The sequence below is a fragment of the Bacillus sp. EB106-02-03-XG38 genome (genome assembly GCF_058792175.1).
Genome location: NZ_JBYTED010000001.1, coordinates 1,655,295 through 1,676,649 on the forward strand (window position 1 = coordinate 1,655,295; position 21,355 = coordinate 1,676,649).

The window sequence follows — 21,355 nt, forward strand, 5'->3', positions numbered from 1 at the left end:
TAGAAAGAGCATCCTTCTCTTACAGGATGCTCTTTCTGCATTTATTTTTTCTTTATTTGCAAATGATCACACGGAGAACATTGAAAAGGAATTTTCCCTAAGCAATTAAGATTAGTTTCGCAAATTTGTTCAATCGTTGGAACAAATGGAATTACAACTATGTTACTTTCTACTATTTGTGTAACAGGTGGCAACACTGTGCCTACTTGATGTTCAAAACGAATACTCGCTTGATTTATATAATTTCCTGAACCATTTGGCGCGCTCTGTACTGCTACTTGGAACGAAACTGTCCTTGCTTCACCAGGATTTAAACTTCCGATAAGAAACCCTACTGCCGGGATTACATTCGGCACTGGCGTATTATCAACCGTTACACTTCCAGGAACAAATCGAACACTACTATCTAACATATCTTGAAAACGAATATTTTGCATTACAGTATCACCTGTATTTGTGATGACTGTCGTAAACGTAATGACATCTCCAATCGTTGCTGCCTGTAAATCTGCCGTTTTTACGACTGTCGTTGAGACATTTTGAGATATAAATGGGATAACAACTGTATTGCTATCACCTTCAACTACTACTGGTGGCTCATTCGGATTTACAGTCGCGAGCCCACTTGCTGTAGCAGTATTTGTAACTAAATTATTTATTTGTCCTCCTGTTATGACAACTTGAAAATTAATAATTGCTGCATCGTTTGGCTGAAAATCACCTAACGGAATACCAGTATTCGGATTAGCAAATGGAAGAGGTACATCATTTACCGTTACCGTGCCATTTATAAATAACGTATTTGGATCAATGATATCTGTTAACACAATGTTGGTCACAGGAACTGTACTATCATTTATAACAGCAATTCCGTAAGTGACAACATCTCCTACCATCGCTACTTCAAAGTTTGCTCCTTTTGCAACAAATAAGATTGCAGTATTTACCGTTACTATAACTGTATTGCTCGTATCCATCACTGTAACTGGCGGCTCTCCTGGTACTAAAATATATTCTGCTAATGCCCCTGCAACGTTGACTACTGTACCTCCATCTGGAAAACTTGTAATCGTAGCTTCATATGTTACAATCGCCGTTTCACCGACTGGAATGTCTAGTATCGTAAATCCAACTTGCGGGTTTAATCCTGGCTGCGGTATTCCATTAATCGTTACACTGTTTGGAACAAATTCAGCTTCCTGCGATAACACATCTATAAATTGAACATTCATCGCATCAGCCGTGCCAGTATTTAATATACGAACACGATACGTTACTGTTTCCCCGACACCAACAACTGAATGATCTACTTCTTTCAGCATATCTAGACTACCTCTATTTACTGGTGTGACTGTCGTATTACTTGAATTCGTAATTGTAAACGGAGGTTCTCCTGGAATCAATTCGAAATCACCAGTTACTCTCGCTGTATTCATAATGCTATTAGAAGGCGGAATTGCGATTACATTTACTTCAAATGTAATTAATATACTATCCCCTACTGCAAGATCCGGTAATGAAAAACCTACAAAAGGATCTAAACCTATTTGCGGAATCCCGTTTATTTGTACGCTTCCTGGAACGAACTCTAAATCAGGCGATGGAACATCAATAAACTGAACATTCATCGCAGTAACCGTTCCTGTATTTGTAACTTGCACACTATACGTTAACGTATCTCCTAAACGTGTCGCTTCTTTATTTACAGATTTTAAAACGCTGAACCGTCCTCTATTTATCCTTGTTATCGTCGTATTACTCGGCTCTGTTACTACAACCGGTGGCTCTCCTGGTACTAATACAAAGCTTCCTGTTATATTTGCAACGTTCGTAATGGTTCCTGATGACGGGATGTTTATAACTGTCGCTTGAAACGTCACTATAACTGTTTCGCTAACTGGTATATCTCCAACTCCAAAGCCAATAATCGGATTTAAATTTGGTTGCAGGGCTCCATTTATTATTACACTATTCGGTATAAATGACGCTCCTGCTGAAATGGTATCAATAAACTGAACATCATTTGCTGCTACTGTTCCTGTATTCGTTATTTGAACCGTATACGTTAATACATCTCCAACGAGAGTAGCGGCTCTATTTACTTGTTTAATTACATTAAATTGCCCTCTATTTACAGTTGTAAGTGTTGTATTGCTCTGTTGGTTTACTATAACTGGTGGTTCTCCCGGTACTAATACAAAGCTTCCTGTTACATTTGCCGTATTGGCAATTGTTCCGTTTGACGGAACACTAACAACTGTTACTTGGAATGTAACTTCTACACTTTCACCTGGGCTTATATCTGGAAGTGGGAATCCATTATTAGGATTGAATCCAGGTTGTAGCACACCGCCTATCGTTACACTATCCGGTACAAATGTAATCGAGGACGGTAATACATCACTATATTGAACATTCGTCGCTACCACTGTCCCTGTATTTTGAACTACTGTTGTATATGTGATTATATTGCCTACCGCAACAACCGGCTGACTTACTGATTTTAATACATTTAAGCCAGGCTCATTGATTTCTGTTAACGTCGTATTACTTGTCGTCATCTCCGTAATCGGTGGTTCTGTTTCACTTACAGCAAATGTAGCTGTAACGTCTACAAAGTTAACAATCGTTCCACCTTCTGGTATGCTTGTAACCACTTCCTGATATGTGACAAGTACAAAATCATCTACAGGTATATCCGGAACTGTAAAACCGATAAAAGGATCTAATCCTGGTGCAGGTACCCCGTTTATGCTCACACTTCCTGGTACAAATGCTACACCAGCAGAAGTCGTATCGATAAATTGAACATTCGTCGCCGGCACTGTTCCAAAATTAAAAATCAATACATCATACGTTAATATTTCTCCTACAGTGGCTACTTCTTTATCTACTAGTTTTAACGGAAAAATCGAAGCTATATTAATTGTCGTAACGACTAAATTCGTTAATATCGTTTCCGTAATTGGTGGTTCTTGCGGGTTTGGTTGAGAAGTAAATGTAATGTCTGCATCATTTAATATGACTTCATTATCTGGAATTTCTGTAATCGTCACTTGGAACGCTACCTCAATACTCCCACCAGCATTTAATAACGGAGTAACTGTAAAGCCTATTTCTGGATTGAAACCAAGTTGCTGCACCCCGCCTATCGTCACACTATCTTCTACAAATATCGTCCCTTCTGGTATAACATCTTGGAAAACTACATCTGTAACAGGTATAATTCCTACATTTGAAATTAGTACAGTATACGTTAATACATCCCCTATCGCTCCAGTAGCAACATCAACTGCTTTGATTGCTGTTATTTCACCAGGAGGAGGTAGCGGTATCGTCACTACTGTCGTATTACTTGAATTGGTCGTTGTTACAGGGGGCTGTAAAGGATTTAATAAAAAAGTGGCTGTAGCAGATGCCGTGTTTAGTACGGCTCCGCGCGTGGATGGTGCAACTACTGTTACTTGGAATGTTACAGTCAATGATGTTCCAGCAGCGATATTAGGAAGCGTAAAACCTATATTTGGATCAAATCCAGGTTGAGGCGCTCCATTTATCGTTACACTATTTGCTACAAATGTTGTTTCTGGAGCAATTGGGTCAATGAAAGAGACATTCGTTGCTGTTACTGTGCCGTTATTTCGTATGACAACAGAATACGTGTAAGTTTCTCCAAGTTCAGCTTGTTGTACAGATGAAGATTTTTGTATATTTAATCGAGCTGTATTTACTTGCGTCACTACAAAGTTACTATTCGTAACAGTCGTTATTGGAGGGTTTGCAGGATTTATAAGAAAACTTGCAGTAACGTTCGATTGGTTTCTTATATTTCCACCACTCGGAACACTCGTCACTGTAACTTGAAACGTAATCGTAGCCGTTTGCCCGACCGGAATATTTGGTACTTGGAAACCTGCCATAGGATCCGCGCCTGGCTGAACGACTCCATTTATCGTCACACTATTGGCGACAAATGCAGCACCTAAAGGAATTGGATCTTGAAAAATAATATTTGTTGCCGGAACCGTTCCTGTATTTTGAATACGAATCGTATACGTTAACGTATCTCCTACTCCTGCTTGCAGTGTATTTACACTCTTCGTTACATTAAGTGATCCTATATTCACTCGCGTCACAACGATATTACTAATCGTTACAATTGTAATTGGTGGCTGGAGAGGACTGACTTGGAAATCCGCAGTTACATTCGCATTATTCGGAAGAACTCTATTTGGTGGTACACTCGTGATTGTCACTTGAAAAACAACTGTTACCACCCCTCCTACTGGAATATTAGCAAGTGGAAATCCAGTTGTTGGGTTTAAACCAGGTTGAGGCGTTCCATTTATTGTTACACTATTTGCTACAAACGTTGTTCCAGATGGAATTGGATCTAGGAATGATACATTTGTCGCTGCTACCGTTCCACTATTTTGTATACGAACTGTATACGTTAACGTATCTCCTACTCCTGCCTCAGTAGCGCCTACACTCTTCATTACATTTAACCCTGAAGAATTCACGACTGTCATAACAGTATTACTTGGTACTGTTACAGTAATGGGTGGCTCTGTTGGATTTACAAGGAAATCTCCAGTTACATTCGCATTATTTACGACATTATTTCCTTGGGGAATTTCATCGATTAATACTTCAAACGTAACAATTACACTCGCTCCAGTAGGCAAATTATTTAATGAAAATCCAAGTTCTGGATCTGCCCCTTCTTGTAAAACACCATTAACAACTACACTATTTTCAATAAATAAAGTCCCTTGTGGAATGGAATCTTGGAAAAATACATTTGTAGCTGGTACACTACCTGCATTTATAATTTCGATTGTATATACTAAAACATCCCCTACTGTTGCAATATCCGTATTCACTGATTTCACAACTTCAAAGTTCCCCGATTGTACTGTTGTATTCACAACATTACTCGGAACATTAATTGTTACTGGTGGTTCACTCGGATTCACCTGAAAACTGGCTGTTACATTTGCTTGATTTAAAATATCTTCATTTTCTGGATCCTGCACAATTAATACGTCAAATGTGACTACAACTGTTTGAGCTGGCGTAATATTTGGAAGAGAAAATCCTGTGTTCGGATTTAGTCCACTTTGCGATATCCCATTAATTTTTACAGAATTTGCAACAAATGAAACAGCAGAAGGAATAGGATCTTGGAAAAATACATTTGTTAGCGGAACGTTTCCTGTATTTTGGACGGCAATCGTATATGTTAAAGTATCTCCTACTGCCGCTTGTGTCGTATTCACTTCTTTTATTACATTTAAACCACCTGTATTAACTTGTGTCACAACTGTATTCGTTTGTCTATTAATCGTCACTGGTGGTTGGTTCGGAATAACGACGAAATTAGCAGATACATTTCCGCGATTCGCAATCGTGCCTCCGGATGGCGTAGATGTAATCCGTACTTGAAATGTAACCGTTCTACTTCCGCCTGGAGAAATATTCGCTACCGTAAACCCAGTCGCTGGATTTGCTCCTGGTTGTGAAACCCCGTCTACAGTCACACTATTTGCGATAAAAGTCGTTCCAATTGGAATTGGATCTTGAAAAATAACATTCGTCGCAAGTACATTTCCTGTATTTTCAATTGTAACAGTGTACGTAAGAACGTCATTCACTGTCGCAAAAGCTCTATTTACTGTTTTTCTCGTTCTTATATCAGCTATATTAATAGTAGTAACTACAGTATTACTTGTCGCTTGCCCTGAAACTGGTTGTTGACCAGGTACTGGAGTAAAGTTAAATGTTGCACTCGCACGATTCGGAATTGGATTGACAAGCGGATTAGATGTTACTCGAACTTGAAAGCGCACTACAGTCGTTTGCGAAGCATTAATACTTCCTAGATTAATACTACTTGCTGGATTTGCTCCTGGACGTGCTACTCCATTTACGGTAACACTATTTGGAACAAATGTTGTTCCAGCAGGTATACTATCGACAAAAACAACATTATTTGCAGTGACATTCCCATTATTCGTCACATTAACCGTGTATGTTAATACATCATTAAGGGTTGCTGTCTGTAAATCTACAGATTTTTGCATACTTATAGTTGCTTGATTCACTGTCGTTTGTACTGTATTTGAAGAAGACATACTTGTAATTAGTGGACTACCGACGAAAGGACGGAATTGATATGACACCATTGCGCGATTCAGAATAGGATTTGGGTTCGGAAACGATGTTATTCGCACTTGAAATGTAACAACTCTTTGCGTGTTATTTGGGATTGTACCTAAATTAATTCCATTAGCAGGGTTCGCATTCGGCTGTGTTACTCCACCTACCGTTACACTACCTGTAACAAACGTCGTTCCGTTTGGAATACTGTCTTGTAATATAACATTTTCTGCACTTCCCGTACCTGTATTAGGCACTGTAACTGTGTAGGTAAGAATATCCCCAACTCCTGCAACTGTTCTATTGACCGATTTAACAGGATTAATAATTGGCCCCGTTGCATCAATTTGAACCCCAAAACCAGCTGCCGCATATCCATCTCCATTCGTAACGAATCGAACCGTCGCTGACGTTTGATTATTTACTAATGATGCAGAGGCATTTACATTTGTAATATCCCACCCTTGTCTTCGGACGGCTAAAGCTATCCCTAAAGGCTGATTCAAATCTCCAAACGTTCCAGTTGTATCTAATTCTCCAATATCGTTACAAATTTGTGACTGAAAGAAATTATTTGCGGGGTTTCTCGGTCCGGATAATGCAACTGTAGTATTTGCATTCGGTCCAAAGCGAAGTTGATCTCCAACAATGTTAGAATCACCTTCTTGAGCAGTTACGAGCACCCGTCCTGTTACAGCTCCTGTGGCTGGAGTAGCAAATCCTGAGATAGTAGCATCAACTGGTGGTGATGAAGCATCGATAATTTCTTGACCTGCATAAACTGATAAATTCCGAAGTGGCAAACTGGCATTTTGATACACAACCTCAAGCGTCCATCCAGCCGAACGACTAATAGTTGGATCAGATGAAGTTCTTGCAGCAGGCACAGCCCCCGTTGTATATGTGCCTGCCCCACCCGCACTAACAAGATTCGTTACATTGGCAGAGCGAGCATAATAAAATTGATTCCCTACTGAACCTTGCTGCGCAGTTGCAGGATCTGGCGTAACGGAAAAAGTACCAGCCGGTGTTGTAAATGTAATATCATCATTTAGAAACGGTAAAACATCTTCCGTATCAGTCCGGAAAGTACCAGCCCAAACTAATTCTGCATATAACACACTACTTCCCGCTGGAAGGTTTAAAATTGCACTTGAAGAATTCAACTGCCATTCATCTGTTGTCCCTGCCGGGAATCCTGGTACTTGCAGCGCTGTATTTACTGTCGTAAAAACAGCAAGTGTACCAAAAATATTACCTGGTGCAGGTGATGTAGGACTAAGTCCCAACGTATTCCCAGTGAACGTGACGGCACCAGGTACTGTTGTTGTAAAACGGTTTATAAAAGGCACACAATCATCTCATTTCAATTATAGTAAAAAGTGCTCTATACTATAAAATGTAGACAAACTATGCAATGTACTTTGTCCAACAAAATTCCGCACATACGAGAGGAGCTTACTGCACTATGCGTTATGTTATCGTAACAGGAACTTCACAAGGTTTAGGCGAGGCAATCGCCGCGCAATTGTTAGAAGAAAACACGAGCATCATTTCTATTTCTAGAAGAGAAAATAAAGAACTTACAAAACTTGCACAGCAATATAACAGCAATTGCGTTTTCCACTCCTTAGATCTTCAAGATGTACATAATTTAGAAACGAACTTTAATGAAATTATTTCATCTATTCAAGAAGACACAGTATCATCTATTCATTTAATTAATAATGCTGGTACACTAGCACCGATGAAACCAATCGAAAAAGCTGAAAGTGAACTGCTTATTACGAACGTTCAAATTAATTTACTTGCGCCGATGCTCCTTACTTCCACTTTCATGAAACATACGAAAAACTGGAAAGTAGATAAACGTGTTATAAACATTTCATCTGGTGCAGGGAAAAATCCTTATTTCGGATGGGGTGCTTATTGCACAACAAAAGCTGGTGTAAATATGTTTACACAGTGCGTAGCAACCGAAGAAGCAGAAAAAGAATACCCAGTAAAAATCGTCTCTTTTGCACCTGGTGTTGTTGACACAAGTATGCAAGCACGAATTCGTGAAACAAATAAAGAAGACTTCATAAATTTAGACCGCTTTATCGCACTAAAAGAAGAAGGAAAACTATTGTCACCTGAATACGTTGCGAAAGCAATTCGTAGCTTACTAGAAACTGAGAATTTCCCGCAAGGTGAAGTCATTCGAATTGATGAATAACAAAAAGGCCCGCTCTAATAGCGTGCCTTTCATATTATTTCTCTAAAAATATAAGTACAGACTCCGCAATTTGTTCATAACCAATCTCTCGGTAAACTTTATTTGATGTCGGATTTGCCAGATCCGTATATAAAGTCGTTGTTTTGTAACCTTCATCTAACATACGTTGACTAAGTGCGGCTACACAATTAGATGCGTATCCCTTTTTCCTTGCTTCTGTCGGCGTATACACGAAATTAACTGTTATATTATTTTTAGTTGGACGTGTTTTTGCAGCTACAGATACAAGCTTCCCATCTACTTCTACACCAAATAGACAACGGTTCGTAATTAATGTATGAGCGGTTTGTTGTGCTTCTTCTTTCGTAGTAGGCAAATTCACATCTTCGCAAAATTGATATATCCACTGTTTTATTAATGGTAGATCATCACTACTTACTTCTAGAAATGTTCCATCCCCGTTCCACTTTTTCTTCACTTGTTTTAATTCATATATACCTTGCTCCATCGCAACATTAGTTTTCTTATTTTCTAACACGGCAATCTCTTCCGCTAATCTCTGTACAATTTTCTTATTTCCAATCAATCCAGGAACATTCGGATATACTTCCGCTAATTTTTTTGCAAGTTCCACGATGTCCTCATCCGTCATTTCAGACGCAGCAACAATGATTTGTTTCTTTTCTTCTGTTTGAAGAAATACAACTGCAATTTCTTCCTCTTGTTTTGCTATCCCCATAAATATCGGTTGTTGGACCATTTGTAATACACCTAATATGAGATTATTTTCCTGCTCATTCTTTTCTAAAAATATTGTAACCTCTTCTTTAAAAGTAAGAATTTCTTCATATACATGTAATTGAATCATCGACATTCTCTTCTCTCTATTTATAGTTTCATTAAGTATTTGGCGATTAATTCACTAAATTCCTCTTTTACGATTCAATAATATTTGAGGCTAACGTATTCAAATCATTTTCCGCTTGTAAAATTCTCTGTTTTTCTTTTTCAAATACCTCTTCTTCTTTTTGAAATGACTCTTTTCGATTGTTAATCATACGCTCCATTTCTTTTTTACTCGGTCCACCGTATACATTTCTTTTTTGAATAAAAGCTTCTGGCGATACAATTTCTTCCCACTCTTTTTCTAATAGTTGCATTTTAAAATTTTCTTGTAAGTATATATTTACATCTTTAAAATGCAATTCATGCAGCTCCTTTTTCTGCTCCAAGGACATATTCGCAATAACACTTGCTGCATGATGCGCATGCCGAAATGGAATGTCATAGTTTTTCGTTAAAACATCTGCGAAATCAGTTATCGTAATTGCATGTTTATAAGAGCGACTTTTTAACGTTTCTTCTTCTACTTTCATCGTTCGAATGACCGCATTCATAATACAAAAAACACGAATAGTCTTTTCAATTCCTTTATATAAATACGGCTGCAAATCATCTTCTGTATCGACAATATCACCAAATGGTGTATTATGAATCATTTGAAATACTGTAAATGCTTCTCCTAAAGCACTACTCGTAATCGCACGGGCATGTTCAATGGAAACTGGATTTCGCTTTTGCGGCATAATGCTACTAATTTGTACATATGGCTTTGCAACAGTAATACCATCATATTCTTTCGTCGCTAATAGTAAGAAGTCATGAATCCATCTACTCGTATTCGTCATCATTACCATAAGTAACGAGCTAACTTCTAATAAATAATCTGCTCCAGCAACAGCATCATATGAATTCTCGATTACATTTGTAAATCCAAGTAAATAGGCAACTCGCTCCCGTTTAATTGGAAAACTTGTTGTAGAAAGAGCAGCGGCCCCCATTGGAGACTGATTTAAAAGTTTGTACGTTCGTTTCATTCGTTCTAAATCTCTTTGCATCGTATCATAAATCGCTAACGTATAATGACCAAATGTTGTTGGCTGTGCTGGTTGCGTATGTGTATAAGCTGGCATAATCGTTTCCTTATGATCATCCGCAAGTTGCAACATACTTTCTTGCAATAACAAATGATGCTCCATTAATCGTAGTACATATCGCCTTAAACTCATGCGATACATTGTTACCCCCATATCATTTCTACTTCTACCAATATGCATATTACTTACAAAATCGCATTTCGCTTCTTGAGAAATTAAATGTTCGACTAAAAAAAAGAGATCTTCATGCTTCTCTGTATATAGCAATTGATCTTTTGGAATTCCCTCTATCATTTTTAATGCGTGTAATATAACTTTAGCTTCTTCCTTTTTCATTAAATTTTCTTCAGTCAACATCGCAATATGCGCTTTATGCACTTGAAACATATCTTTTAATAAGTAATTTCGCTGAAAATGAAATACATGTTGTAATACACAATCTACATATGTTTCCCCAGGGAAATCAGCGCCTTCACTCTTTATAAACTCTTCTTTACTTTGTTTCATCACCTTTTCCCCTCTCACCTAAGTATTACTACCCATCATACCCAGATATAGGAAAAAAGTGCTTGTATATAAAGTGAAACTTTAATCAGCCCTCACCAATCGGACTTTTATGGGCAGCCCGACCCCCACCTAAATTCTTTGCTTTCGCTGAATTTTGAGGTGGAGATCTTACTGCTCATTAAAGCGGGATAAAAATAAACTCGGTGCTCTCTGCACCGAGTTTATTTAATAAAAGTCGCATCATACTTATCACTTTGCAACACTTGGAAATGTAAGTTTGCTAAATGTTTCCGTATTTCTGCACTGTCGTCTTCATTTAAATTATTTGCTAAAAACACTATTTCTGTACAATTCCCGCGTTTATCCATCGCATAAACTGCTTTTGTAACTGTCCATGGCGTATAACCATTTTTTTGCCCTGCATGTCTAAATGTTTTACGATATTTCTTAGCGCTCATATCTGTTTCAACGATATTCGCCCACACTTTTTCTTCGGCTTCTGTTAGGCCACCTTTATGATTCGCCTTTTGAAGCAGTACCATATAATCGTTTGCAGAAGCTGCTGGTAATCGATCTGACCAAATTTTATCATAACGTTCCTCTAAATAAAGAGGAATTTCCTTCTGTAATAATGGTCCCTTCTTTTTTAAGCGTTCATGAATAATCATCGCGTATTCACGATATTGCTCTTGAGACATTTCTTTTAACTTTTTCTCTATTTTATATTTCGGAACATGTAGTTCTTTATGCAAATATCCAGGGATGTATAAAGATGAAACAATCGGAAATAGCGGCTGATGTGCTGGAAGCGATAAACTTTGTAAATTACGATTAATATTATCTAATCCTAACACTTCCATCAAATATTCAGCGTTCGCATTCGAACTAAACTTAACCATTCCTTTTGCCACTTCTTCTAAAGAAACTGCCCCTTCTGTTATCTTGTCTGTCTTTTGCAAATACCTTTGCCATCTATCTTGTGCGCCGCCATCTGTATTCGGCACATAATAACGATTTATATCATTAATGGAAACGAAACTAGACGGATCAATTTTCCCTTCTGTAACTTGTTTCGTATATTCAAGCGCCACAATTAACTTCATCGTACTAGCAACTGGCAATACAACATTTGGATTTACAGAATAAACAACTTTATCATTTCTCTTCACGAGAAGCGCACTATTTTTTTCATCTTTATGTTCTTCAATAAAGGATGCGATATACTGTGCATCATCATTATTTGAACTCCACACTTTTTTCACTAAAAAATTACCCGATATTAGCAAAACGAAAATACCCACAATCACTGCGCATACTATAGTTTTTTTCAAGTAAAATTCCTCTCCTATTGTATAACTCTTCTCTATCTATCTCTTACAAACAAAATAATGGAGATGATTATTTTAGTAATCATCTCCATTATTTTAACTTGTATTCTCCTATTATGTCTACGTCATAATTTTCACGAAGTCTTCGAGAAATTTTTTATAATGTAATGACCAACCAATTCGCACCCAATTCTTGAGGGCTTTTGCATCAGGTTGAGGACGAAAATCAGCAATACTTTCTCCTTTTGCAATCCCTACTGTATCTACATCGACACGGCGGTACACATAATCCAAAATAGACGGATTCGCCGCAACCATCATTGTGACAACGTCATGTACTGGACTTCCTTTTATTTTCGGATTTAGCTTTCTATAAGCTTTATAATAATACGTAAAAATAGGTTCAATTAATTTATTAAAACTCGTTTTAGAGTGTTTCGTAATATATTTTACCATTTCCGGCGTAATAATAGCTTCAGATGTAACGTTAAGTGGCACTAATGTCACATTCTTAGCATTTTGCATCACTAATTGTGATGCAATGGGATCACCTTGAAAATTCGCCTCTGCGACTGGTGTTACATTTCCTGGCATTAAGAAAGCCCCGCCCATTATATAATATTCTTTCACATACTTCATCATCGGTTTTTCTAAAATAAATGCTGTAGCTAGCGTTGTTGACCTACCAGCATCGACTATTATTAATTCTCCTTTATATTTTTCAAGAATATCAAAAAACTCACAAAAAGGCTTTATATTCGGAGAAAGATTTTTTGGAGGACGAATTGGTCCTAAACCTTCTGCCCCGTGAATTTCTGGATAGTATGTTGTAATATCTCCAGATAAAGGAATCTTCGCACCATTAATAACTGGTATATCTTCCCTTCCTGCTAACTGTAATAAATATGCTGCATTACTCGTCGCCTTTTCTTGCGTTACATTTCCATATCCCGTTACTACGCCGACAATATCAATATCAGGATGCAACAATCCATACATAATTGCTAAAGAGTCATCAATTCCCGGGTCTCCTAAAAATAATACTTTTTTCATCGCCCTCAACTCCATCCCCTCAATTGTTATTAATTTATGAATAGTCATTGATATACAGAATAAAAAAGAACAAATTCATACGAAAAAACGCAGTCCTACAAGGACTACGTTCTTCTTTAACCTATACTGTTTTTCTTCACAGCACTCATGCTTCCAATGATATAAGCGATAAACGCAAAACAAATCGGGAAGACAACTGTATGTATACCGAATGGATTTGGATAGAAAAGATGGATACACATATATGAGCCTACCCCAACTAAAATAGAGGCAAGCGCTCCTGTTGCGTTTCCTTTCCTCCAATATAACCCTAATACGATCGGCCAAATAAATGCCGCTTCTAATCCACCGAAAGAAAATAAATTTAACCATATTAAAAAATCTGGTGGTTTAATTGCTGCTGCATAAACGAGCAGTCCTACGATACCAGTAATCCACAAACTTCCTTTTCTAATTGTACTGTCTGCTGCATCTTTATTTATGTAATTTACGTATATATCTTTAATAATTGATGAACTTACAAGTAACAATAACGAGTTTACTGTAGACATAATTGCTGCCATTGGTGCAGCTAAGAAAACTCCAGCTAACCAAGGTGGCAATACTTCCATAGCGAGTAGCGGCATTACTTTATCTGGTACCGTTATACCGGGAAGTACGACTCGTGCAAACACACCCGTTAAATGCATACCAATCATAATTGTACCTACGACAATCGTCCCAATTATTAACGCTTGATGCATCGCTTTTGAATTTTTATAAGACATAGCACGCACGCTAATTTGTGGTAAACCAACGACACCAATTCCAATTAAAATCCAAAACGATGTTACATATGATTTCGTTAAACTGCCATCGGCTCCGAATGGTGTAATTAAATTCGGGTTGATTTGAACAAGTTCCTGCATAATCTTTTCAATTCCACCACCGGCAATGACAGTAGCAATTAAAATAATTGTCGTCCCAACTAACATAATGATACCTAATAACGTATCTGATAAAGCAACTGCACGGAATCCACCAATTAATACGTACACAAGTACAGAAAAAGTAAATAAAAATAGTGCCGTTGTATAAGAGAGACCCGTTAGCGATTCAATTAATCGACCACCGCCAACCCACTGAGCTACTGTTGCTGAAAATAAGAAAATAATAATACATAACGCGGAAAGTATAACAACTGCTTTATTATTATATCTTCCCTTTAAATAATCGATAAGAGTAATGGCTTCCATCTTCCTAGCGATAATTGCAAACTTTTTACCGATAACCGTTAAAACGATATACCCTGTTACAACTTGAATCGCAGATAGTAGCACCCATCCAAGCCCCATATTGTATGCAATACCAGGACCACCAATAAAACTACTTGCACTACCGTACGTAGCGATCATTGTCATTGCTAATAATAAACCGCCAAGCTCACGCCCACCAAGAAAATATTCTTGCAAAAATTTATTATTAGCAGTTGCTTGTACGCGTCTTGAAGCATATACACCAATTAAAAATACAACGATAAACGAAATTATCATTGGAATGATTACATACCAATTCATCTATTATTCCTCACTTTTTTCTTCCTCATCGAGTGAAATATCTTGAAATACAAAACGAACAACTAAACTAAGTAAAATAACCATAACGATAAATCCAACGATACAGCTATAAAAAAACCATGCTGGAAAACCGAATACATATGTATATTCACTTGGATTTTTACTACCAAGCCCATAAGCAAATCCGTACCATATTATAAAATTGATAATAGCAAGTCCAAGACCGATTAACGCTTCTCTATGGGCAATCCGAAAGCGTGGATCATCATGATAATTCTTCATTTTCTCCCTCCTCTCACGATGTATTATTGTACCATTGTTCTTCTAGTTTTTCCTACTAGAAAGCAAAAACAAGCAGGATTTTTTACATTCATATAGAAGATTCTCTTACATTACATATTTTTTACAATTGTAACACAAATGAAATTTGAATTTTCAGTATTTGTTAATTATGATTTATATTAGAGGCTTTCCATCTAGTTCCCACATCCTTGATTTCGGAATAAACGCCGTCTCGTACTGCGTTTACATTATATTTTCAAGGGGGTTATACAATGAGTCAACTAGCTGTAAATCTTCATGAAAAAGTAGAAAAGTTTCTTCAAGGTACAAAAAAGTTATATGTGAATGGATCTTTCATTGAAAGCGCTTCCGGAAAGACATTTAAAACACCTAACCCAGCAACTGGCGAAACACTTGCCGTCGTTTCTGAAGCTGGTCGCGAAGATATTCATAAAGCTGTCATGGCAGCTCGCATGGCTTTTGACGAAGGTCCTTGGTCACGCATGAGTACTGCTGAACGCAGCCGTCTTATGTACAAATTAGCTGATTTAATGGAAGAACATAAAGAAGAGCTTGCACAGCTCGAAACGTTAGATAACGGAAAGCCAATCCGTGAAACAATGGCAGCAGACATACCACTTGCAATTGAGCATATGCGCTATTATGCTGGCTGGGCGACGAAAATCGTTGGTCAAACAATCCCTGTTTCTGGTGACTTCTTTAACTATACACGCCATGAAGCAGTTGGTGTCGTTGGTCAAATTATCCCTTGGAACTTCCCACTTCTTATGGCAATGTGGAAAATGGGAGCAGCGCTTGCTACAGGATGTACAATTGTTTTAAAACCTGCAGAACAAACTCCACTATCCGCTCTATACTTAGCTGAATTAATTGAAGAAGCTGGATTTCCGAAAGGTGTTATTAATATCGTCCCTGGATTCGGTGAATCAGCTGGACAAGCACTTGTTAATCATCCACTCGTCGATAAAATTGCATTTACTGGTTCTACTCCAGTCGGTAAACAAATTATGCGTCAAGCATCTGAATCATTGAAACGTGTTACTTTAGAGCTTGGAGGTAAATCACCGAACATTATTTTACCAGACGCCGACTTATCTCGCGCGATTCCTGGTGCACTTTCTGGTGTTATGTTTAACCAAGGACAAGTATGCTCTGCTGGATCACGCTTATTTGTTCCGAAGAAAATGTATGATAATGTCATGGCTGACCTTGTCCTTTACTCTAAAAAATTAAATCAAGGTGCTGGCTTAAGTCCAGAAACTACAATCGGTCCTCTCGTTTCTGAAGAACAACAAAAACGTGTAATGGGCTTCATTGAAAAAGGCATTGAAGAAGGTGCTGAAGTACTTTGCGGAGGAAGTAATCCATTCGATCAAGGCTACTTCGTTTCTCCTACAGTATTCGCTGACGTAAATGACGAAATGACGATTGCAAAAGAAGAAATTTTCGGTCCAGTTATTTCTGCAATACCTTTTAACGATATTGATGAAGTAATTGAACGTGCAAATAAATCACAATTCGGCTTAGCAGCTGGTGTGTGGACAGAAAATGTTAAAACAGCACACTATGTTGCAAGTAAAGTACGTGCTGGTACTGTATGGGTAAACTGTTATAACGTCTTTGATGCGGCATCTCCATTTGGAGGATTTAAACAATCCGGTCTTGGCCGTGAAATGGGCTCTTACGCATTAAATAACTATACAGAAGTGAAGAGCGTTTGGCTCAACTTAAACTAACGAAAAAAGAACCTGACCTATCCGGTCAGGTTCTTTTCATTATGTATGCCCTTAAACTTGCAGTCCCCCGCTCACATTCAATACTTCTCCTGTAATATAAGATGCGTATTCCGATGCTAAAAAGGCAGCTGCGTTCGCAATATCTTCTGGCGTTCCAATTCTACCAACTGGAATCGCGCCGACCATCTTTTCTTTCACTTTATCTGGTATCGTTTTTGTCATATCTGTATCCATAAACCCTGGACAAATCGCATTACACGTAATACCAAAACTTCCAACTTCTTTCGCTGCCGTTTTCGTTAACCCTACAACGCCTGCCTTCGTAGCCGCATAATTCGCTTGACCTATGTTTCCTTCTCTACTAATTGAAGATATATTAATAATGCGTCCATAACCTTGTTGTCTCATATAAAGAAGCGCTGGTTGCATACAATAAAAAACCCCAGTTAAGTTCACTTGCAATACTTGTTCCCAAGAAGACTTCTCCATTTTATGTAACATTGCATCTCTTGTAATCCCAGCGTTATTCACCAAAATATGTAATGTACCGAATTTTTGAACTGCATATTCAATTAACGACTTCGCTTCATTTTGATTACTTACATCACATCGATATAAGCTCACTTCATATCCTTCATCCGATAACTCACGTGTCGTTTTTTGTAGCTTCTCTTCATTTATATCACTAATTAATACTTTTGCCCCTAGTTTTGCATAAACCTTTGCAATCTCTTTTCCAATTCCCTGTGCAGCTCCTGTTACAACAGCTGTTTTCCCATTTAAAAACTCCATTCCTATCCCCCATTTCTATTACTTATACTGTATATTTCGGCTTTTTACTTTCCAATTCCTCTTTGTATAAAAAAGTCTATTTGTGTCAAACTAACTTTGCAACGTCGCATAAAACACAAGGAGATTGTGTCGAATGAACAAAAAAAATTCCAAACAAAACAAAGCTGCTGATGGCATTGATGTTGAGTTCTCTCGTGAACTTGCTGACCACAATGACTTAGAAGCAAACGCACGTGCAAATGCCGCTGATGCACGTCAAAAACGCCAGTCGACATAAAAATAAGGAAAGCACAACCTTATTTTTTTCAACAGGGACCTACTACCCACCAAAATAAACCGAGAGATATCTCTCGGTTTATTTTCTATATTTTTTTATATAATGTGCGAAAGTAAGTAGCGGATATATATGGGCATAACTATGATAACGAATATAAAACCCACCTGGTAAACCTGTTCCCGTAGGATATTTTTCATTCACATAACTATTCGCAAGCAAATATGAAATACCTTTTCGAATAACCGGTGTTTCTTCATCATAGTAAGAAATGAGAGCATCTAACGCCCATGCTGTTTGGGATGGTGTACTAAATGGCAAAGTCACGAACTTTTTCTCCACACTACCGTTACATGATTCTCCCCAACCACCATCTTCATGCTGTATATGTTCAAGCCATAAAGCTGCTCGTTTCAATGATGGATTGCTAGATGGAATTCCAAGTGACCGTAAACCTGTCATCACCGCCCACGTACCATATATATAACAAATCCCCCATTTCCCGTACCATGATCCATTTTCTTCTTGTACATTCATTAAGCAATTTATCGCACTTTGTTTTTGTTTCTCAGGCAAATCATTTTGCGCATATGTCCCAAAAAACTCTAATACTCTCCCTGTAATATCTGGTGTAGAAGGGTCTGTAATCATATCACTTGCATTTTCGATTGGTAAATTTGCTAATAAATTGCTCGTCACACCTTTTTCAAACGCTCCCCAGCCACCATCATTATTTTGTAATCCTTTAACCCAACTAATCCCTTTCCTCCAAGCATTATCTATATTTTCGTTTCCTCTACTTCTCGCCAAAGCTCTTAGCACAGCTGTTGTATCATCAATATCTGGAATTGTCGTATTGACATCCGAAAAACCCCAACCGCCTGGAGTAAGCGCCGGTGCATGTACGCTCCAATCAGCTTTTTTTGTATGTTGTTTTTTTAATAAATATGTTGTTGCATGTTGAATCATCTTGTTATCTTTCGGAACATGAGCTTCTTGTAACGCATAGCTGATTAAAGCCGTATCCCATACAGTTGAAGGAGAGTTTTGCAAATGATACCCACTTTCCATCTTCCATATATAAGAGGTTATCCCGGTTACAGCTTTTTGTATCATTGTTGATTGAAGAGAATGACCTAATGCGAGTAAAGCATAAATCATATAAAACGAGGCAGTTGCGTAACTATATAACGTTCCATTTTTATCAATACGCTCTTTCATAAAACGTTCGACTTCCTCATTTCCTTTATGATGTAAAGATAGTGGATACGATATAATTTGTTTTACATCACTTACTAACGTTTGAAACAACGGAGACCGATCCTCCCGAAACCATTCTCCGCCTCCACCCGAAATATGATTTAAATTTGGCAATAACTTTTTCCCTACTCGAAACCTTTTATTTAAACAAAGCATCATCGGAATTAAATGGATACGCGCTGAACTACTCAATTCAAATATACTGAGGGGGGAATCATTTTGCAGAAACATGATTGGTGTTGGCAAATGAAAGAGTGAAGGATATTCATATTCTCCATGAATTGCTAACAAAAACTTCGTCATAAAATGAGCACGTGCTACCCCGCCATGCTCATTTATAAATATTTCCGCTCGTTTCATATTCGCATCTTCTTTTGTATATTTTTTCGATGCTAGCAGGGCCGCATAAGATTGAATTGTAGCAGATAAATTACCACCCACTTCATCTTCATACAATTTCCATGTTCCTTCATTAGTTTGGAGTGATGCTAACCTTTTTACAAACGGTTCTATCTCTTTATCTCTACCTAATAATTTTAATAAAAAAATCATATGGCAATCTGTTAATGGTGCTCCTTCAAAACAAAACCGCCACGTTCCATCTCTCCGTTGCATCGTTTGAAGTGCAGTTGTTCGCCTCGCTATTTCTTCATGCACTTTTTCGTATAATAACAAGTTACTCACCCACCCTTTCGAAATCCGTATAACGATATTCAAAAAGGTAGCTGAATATGTATGAAAACAAAGAAAAGCAGAACATATAAAATGTTCTGCTCATAAGCAATATCCCACTCCGACAATAATCCCTACTAAAGCACCGACTACTACTTCATACGGTGTATGCCCGACAAGTTCATTTAACTTCTTATATTCTGTTTGTCTACCGTGAAAAAACTCATTCAATATTTTCGCTTGTTTACTTACTGCAAGCCTTACTCCTGAGGCATCATACATAACAATTATTGCAAAGATAGCAGCAACAGCAAATAAGGTACTTTCCACGCCTTCCACAACGCCAACACCTGTCGCGAGTGCTGTAACAGTTGAAGCATGAGAACTTGGCATCCCACCGGAAGCGAAAAACTTTGCAAAATCAAATTCACCCGTTTTAACCAATTTAAAGACTACTTTCGTTAATTGTGCTAAAAACCATGAGATTACAGCGGCCATAAGAGGATCATTATGTAAAATTGTTTCCATGTTCTCAGCTCCCTACTAGCTATAATGGAAATTCTTTATAGTATCAGTATAAAGAAAAATGCGTAGAAAATACTACGCATTATGATACTTTTGCTGATTTATTTTTTATAAATTTCGGTTGTATCTGCACTAAGAACTTTGTTTTCGCTACTGAGAATACAAATAATGCAACCCATATACAGAAAAATGCAATCATATGAGTAGATGTGAAATGTTCACCAAATACGAATACACCTAAAATTAAACTAATCGTTGGTGCAATATATTGTAAAAATCCTACCATATAAAGCGGAATAAGTTGTGCTCCTTTTGCAAAATAAAAAAGTGGTAAAGCAGTAACAATGCCCGCTCCTATTAATAGTAACGTCGATAACATGGAAATAGAGCCAAATGAGCCGAAACCATGTACTCCTGTTATTACTAGATAAATAATCGCAAACGGCGTCACTAACATCGTTTCCATCGTAAGTCCAATTGTCGCATCATAGTTTAACAATTTTTTCGTTAATCCATATAATCCAAATGAAAGGGCAAGTGATAAAGAGACCCACGGAATAGCCCCGAAACGTACTGTTAAAATAATAACCCCTACTCCAGCTAAACCAACTGCAACATATTGCCAAAAGTTTAACTTTTCCTTTAAAACGACTGTACCAAGTAAAATACTAATAAGCGGATTAATATAATAACCAAGACTTGCTTCAATGACATGATTATGATTAACGGCCCATATGTAGACAAACCAGTTTCCGCTAATCAAAACTGAAGCTATTGTTAATGACATTAATAATTTAGGTCGTTTAAAAAGGTTCACGAACTCCCCAATAAACTGACGAAACCTTTTCGTAACACCTAATACGAGTAACATAAAAACGAACGCCCAAACAATGCGGTGTGCTAATATCTCATCTGCCGGAACTTCCTCAACCCACTTCCAATAGATTGGTAGGATTCCCCACATCGTATAAGCACCAGCCGCATATATAATCCCTTTTTTTTGCTGCGCTGATTGACTCCCCATCTTCCTTT

General features: G+C 37.7%; 14 protein-coding genes. 3 read left to right on the forward strand and 11 right to left on the reverse strand.

The window, feature by feature from the left end; all coding sequences use genetic code 11:
* Positions 1-41 precede the first annotated feature (41 nt).
* A complete protein-coding gene (locus AC3WTI_RS08415) occupies positions 42-7,514 on the reverse strand; it encodes a DUF7507 domain-containing protein (protein ID WP_492304350.1) in 7,473 nt (2,490 codons plus the stop codon).
* 116 nt (positions 7,515-7,630) lie between these two features.
* On the opposite strand from AC3WTI_RS08415, the gene AC3WTI_RS08420 reads away from it, so the two are divergent.
* Positions 7,631-8,380 (forward strand): (S)-benzoin forming benzil reductase, encoded by a 750-nt coding sequence (locus tag AC3WTI_RS08420; RefSeq protein ID WP_087958808.1) that lies wholly within the window; start codon positions 7,631-7,633, stop codon positions 8,378-8,380.
* Between the two features lie 34 nt (positions 8,381-8,414).
* Here AC3WTI_RS08420 and AC3WTI_RS08425 read toward each other — a convergent pair whose 3' ends face one another.
* From AC3WTI_RS08425 to AC3WTI_RS08450, 6 genes are all read right to left on the reverse strand, one after another.
* Positions 8,415-9,248 (reverse strand): GNAT family N-acetyltransferase, encoded by an 834-nt coding sequence (locus AC3WTI_RS08425; RefSeq protein ID WP_097841621.1) that lies wholly within the window; start codon positions 9,246-9,248, stop codon positions 8,415-8,417.
* Positions 9,249-9,315: 67 nt separating this feature from the next.
* Entirely contained in the window at positions 9,316-10,842 is a 1,527-nt protein-coding gene (gene argH / locus AC3WTI_RS08430) for an argininosuccinate lyase (protein ID WP_306298351.1), read from the reverse strand.
* A 203-nt stretch (positions 10,843-11,045) separates the two neighbouring features.
* The gene (locus tag AC3WTI_RS08435; protein WP_087982182.1) at positions 11,046-12,155 is read right to left on the reverse strand and encodes a serine hydrolase; all 1,110 of its coding nucleotides are present in this window, start codon (positions 12,153-12,155) and stop codon (positions 11,046-11,048) included.
* 117 nt (positions 12,156-12,272) lie between these two features.
* Positions 12,273-13,253: a nucleoside hydrolase gene (locus AC3WTI_RS08440; RefSeq protein ID WP_142305898.1), complete on the reverse strand. Its 981-nt coding sequence runs from the start codon at positions 13,251-13,253 to the stop codon at positions 12,273-12,275.
* A gap of 68 nt (positions 13,254-13,321) precedes the next feature.
* Entirely contained in the window at positions 13,322-14,761 is a 1,440-nt protein-coding gene (gene panF / locus AC3WTI_RS08445) for a sodium/pantothenate symporter (protein WP_097841623.1), read from the reverse strand.
* Between the two features lie 3 nt (positions 14,762-14,764).
* On the reverse strand, positions 14,765-15,043 hold the full coding sequence (locus AC3WTI_RS08450; RefSeq protein WP_000800722.1) for a YhdT family protein: 279 nt from the start codon (positions 15,041-15,043) through the stop codon (positions 14,765-14,767).
* Positions 15,044-15,315: 272 nt separating this feature from the next.
* Between AC3WTI_RS08450 and dhaS the strand changes: the two genes are divergently transcribed.
* Positions 15,316-16,800, forward strand: a complete 1,485-nt coding sequence (dhaS, locus tag AC3WTI_RS08455; RefSeq protein ID WP_087958802.1) for an aldehyde dehydrogenase DhaS — start codon at positions 15,316-15,318, stop codon at positions 16,798-16,800.
* A gap of 51 nt (positions 16,801-16,851) precedes the next feature.
* Here the strand turns inward: dhaS and fabG are convergent, their stop codons facing one another.
* On the reverse strand, positions 16,852-17,592 hold the full coding sequence (fabG, locus tag AC3WTI_RS08460; RefSeq protein ID WP_087958801.1) for a 3-oxoacyl-ACP reductase FabG: 741 nt from the start codon (positions 17,590-17,592) through the stop codon (positions 16,852-16,854).
* Positions 17,593-17,725: 133 nt separating this feature from the next.
* On the opposite strand from fabG, the gene AC3WTI_RS08465 reads away from it, so the two are divergent.
* A complete protein-coding gene (locus tag AC3WTI_RS08465; protein ID WP_142286795.1) occupies positions 17,726-17,869 on the forward strand; it encodes a YfhD family protein in 144 nt (47 codons plus the stop codon).
* Positions 17,870-17,947: 78 nt separating this feature from the next.
* Here the strand turns inward: AC3WTI_RS08465 and AC3WTI_RS08470 are convergent, their stop codons facing one another.
* The 3 genes from AC3WTI_RS08470 to rarD form a co-directional block, all read right to left on the reverse strand.
* Positions 17,948-19,801 (reverse strand): terpene cyclase/mutase family protein, encoded by a 1,854-nt coding sequence (locus AC3WTI_RS08470; protein ID WP_097841624.1) that lies wholly within the window; start codon positions 19,799-19,801, stop codon positions 17,948-17,950.
* Between the two features lie 99 nt (positions 19,802-19,900).
* Positions 19,901-20,326, reverse strand: coding sequence for a divergent PAP2 family protein (locus AC3WTI_RS08475; protein ID WP_087958799.1), 426 nt, complete (start codon positions 20,324-20,326; stop codon positions 19,901-19,903).
* A 79-nt stretch (positions 20,327-20,405) separates the two neighbouring features.
* Positions 20,406-21,347 carry an EamA family transporter RarD gene (gene rarD / locus AC3WTI_RS08480; protein WP_087958798.1) on the reverse strand — a complete coding sequence of 314 codons (942 nt, stop codon included), beginning with the start codon at positions 21,345-21,347 and terminating at the stop codon, positions 20,406-20,408.
* Positions 21,348-21,355 lie beyond the last annotated feature (8 nt).

Excerpts from the sequence above, each read along its gene's own strand:
- AC3WTI_RS08420 (WP_087958808.1), top strand. The coding sequence starts at position 7,631 with ATGCGTTATGTTATCGTAACAGGAACTTCACAAGGTTTAGGCGAGGCA.
- AC3WTI_RS08425 (WP_097841621.1), bottom strand. The coding sequence starts at position 9,248 with ATGATTCAATTACATGTATATGAAGAAATTCTTACTTTTAAAGAAGAG.
- AC3WTI_RS08440 (WP_142305898.1), bottom strand. The coding sequence starts at position 13,253 with ATGACTATTCATAAATTAATAACAATTGAGGGGATGGAGTTGAGGGCG.
- panF (WP_097841623.1), bottom strand. The coding sequence starts at position 14,761 with ATGAATTGGTATGTAATCATTCCAATGATAATTTCGTTTATCGTTGTA.
- AC3WTI_RS08450 (WP_000800722.1), bottom strand. The coding sequence starts at position 15,043 with ATGAAGAATTATCATGATGATCCACGCTTTCGGATTGCCCATAGAGAA.
- dhaS (WP_087958802.1), top strand. The coding sequence starts at position 15,316 with ATGAGTCAACTAGCTGTAAATCTTCATGAAAAAGTAGAAAAGTTTCTT.
- fabG (WP_087958801.1), bottom strand. The coding sequence starts at position 17,592 with ATGGAGTTTTTAAATGGGAAAACAGCTGTTGTAACAGGAGCTGCACAG.
- AC3WTI_RS08465 (WP_142286795.1), top strand. The coding sequence starts at position 17,726 with ATGAACAAAAAAAATTCCAAACAAAACAAAGCTGCTGATGGCATTGAT.
- AC3WTI_RS08475 (WP_087958799.1), bottom strand. The coding sequence starts at position 20,326 with ATGGAAACAATTTTACATAATGATCCTCTTATGGCCGCTGTAATCTCA.
- rarD (WP_087958798.1), bottom strand. The coding sequence starts at position 21,347 with ATGGGGAGTCAATCAGCGCAGCAAAAAAAAGGGATTATATATGCGGCT.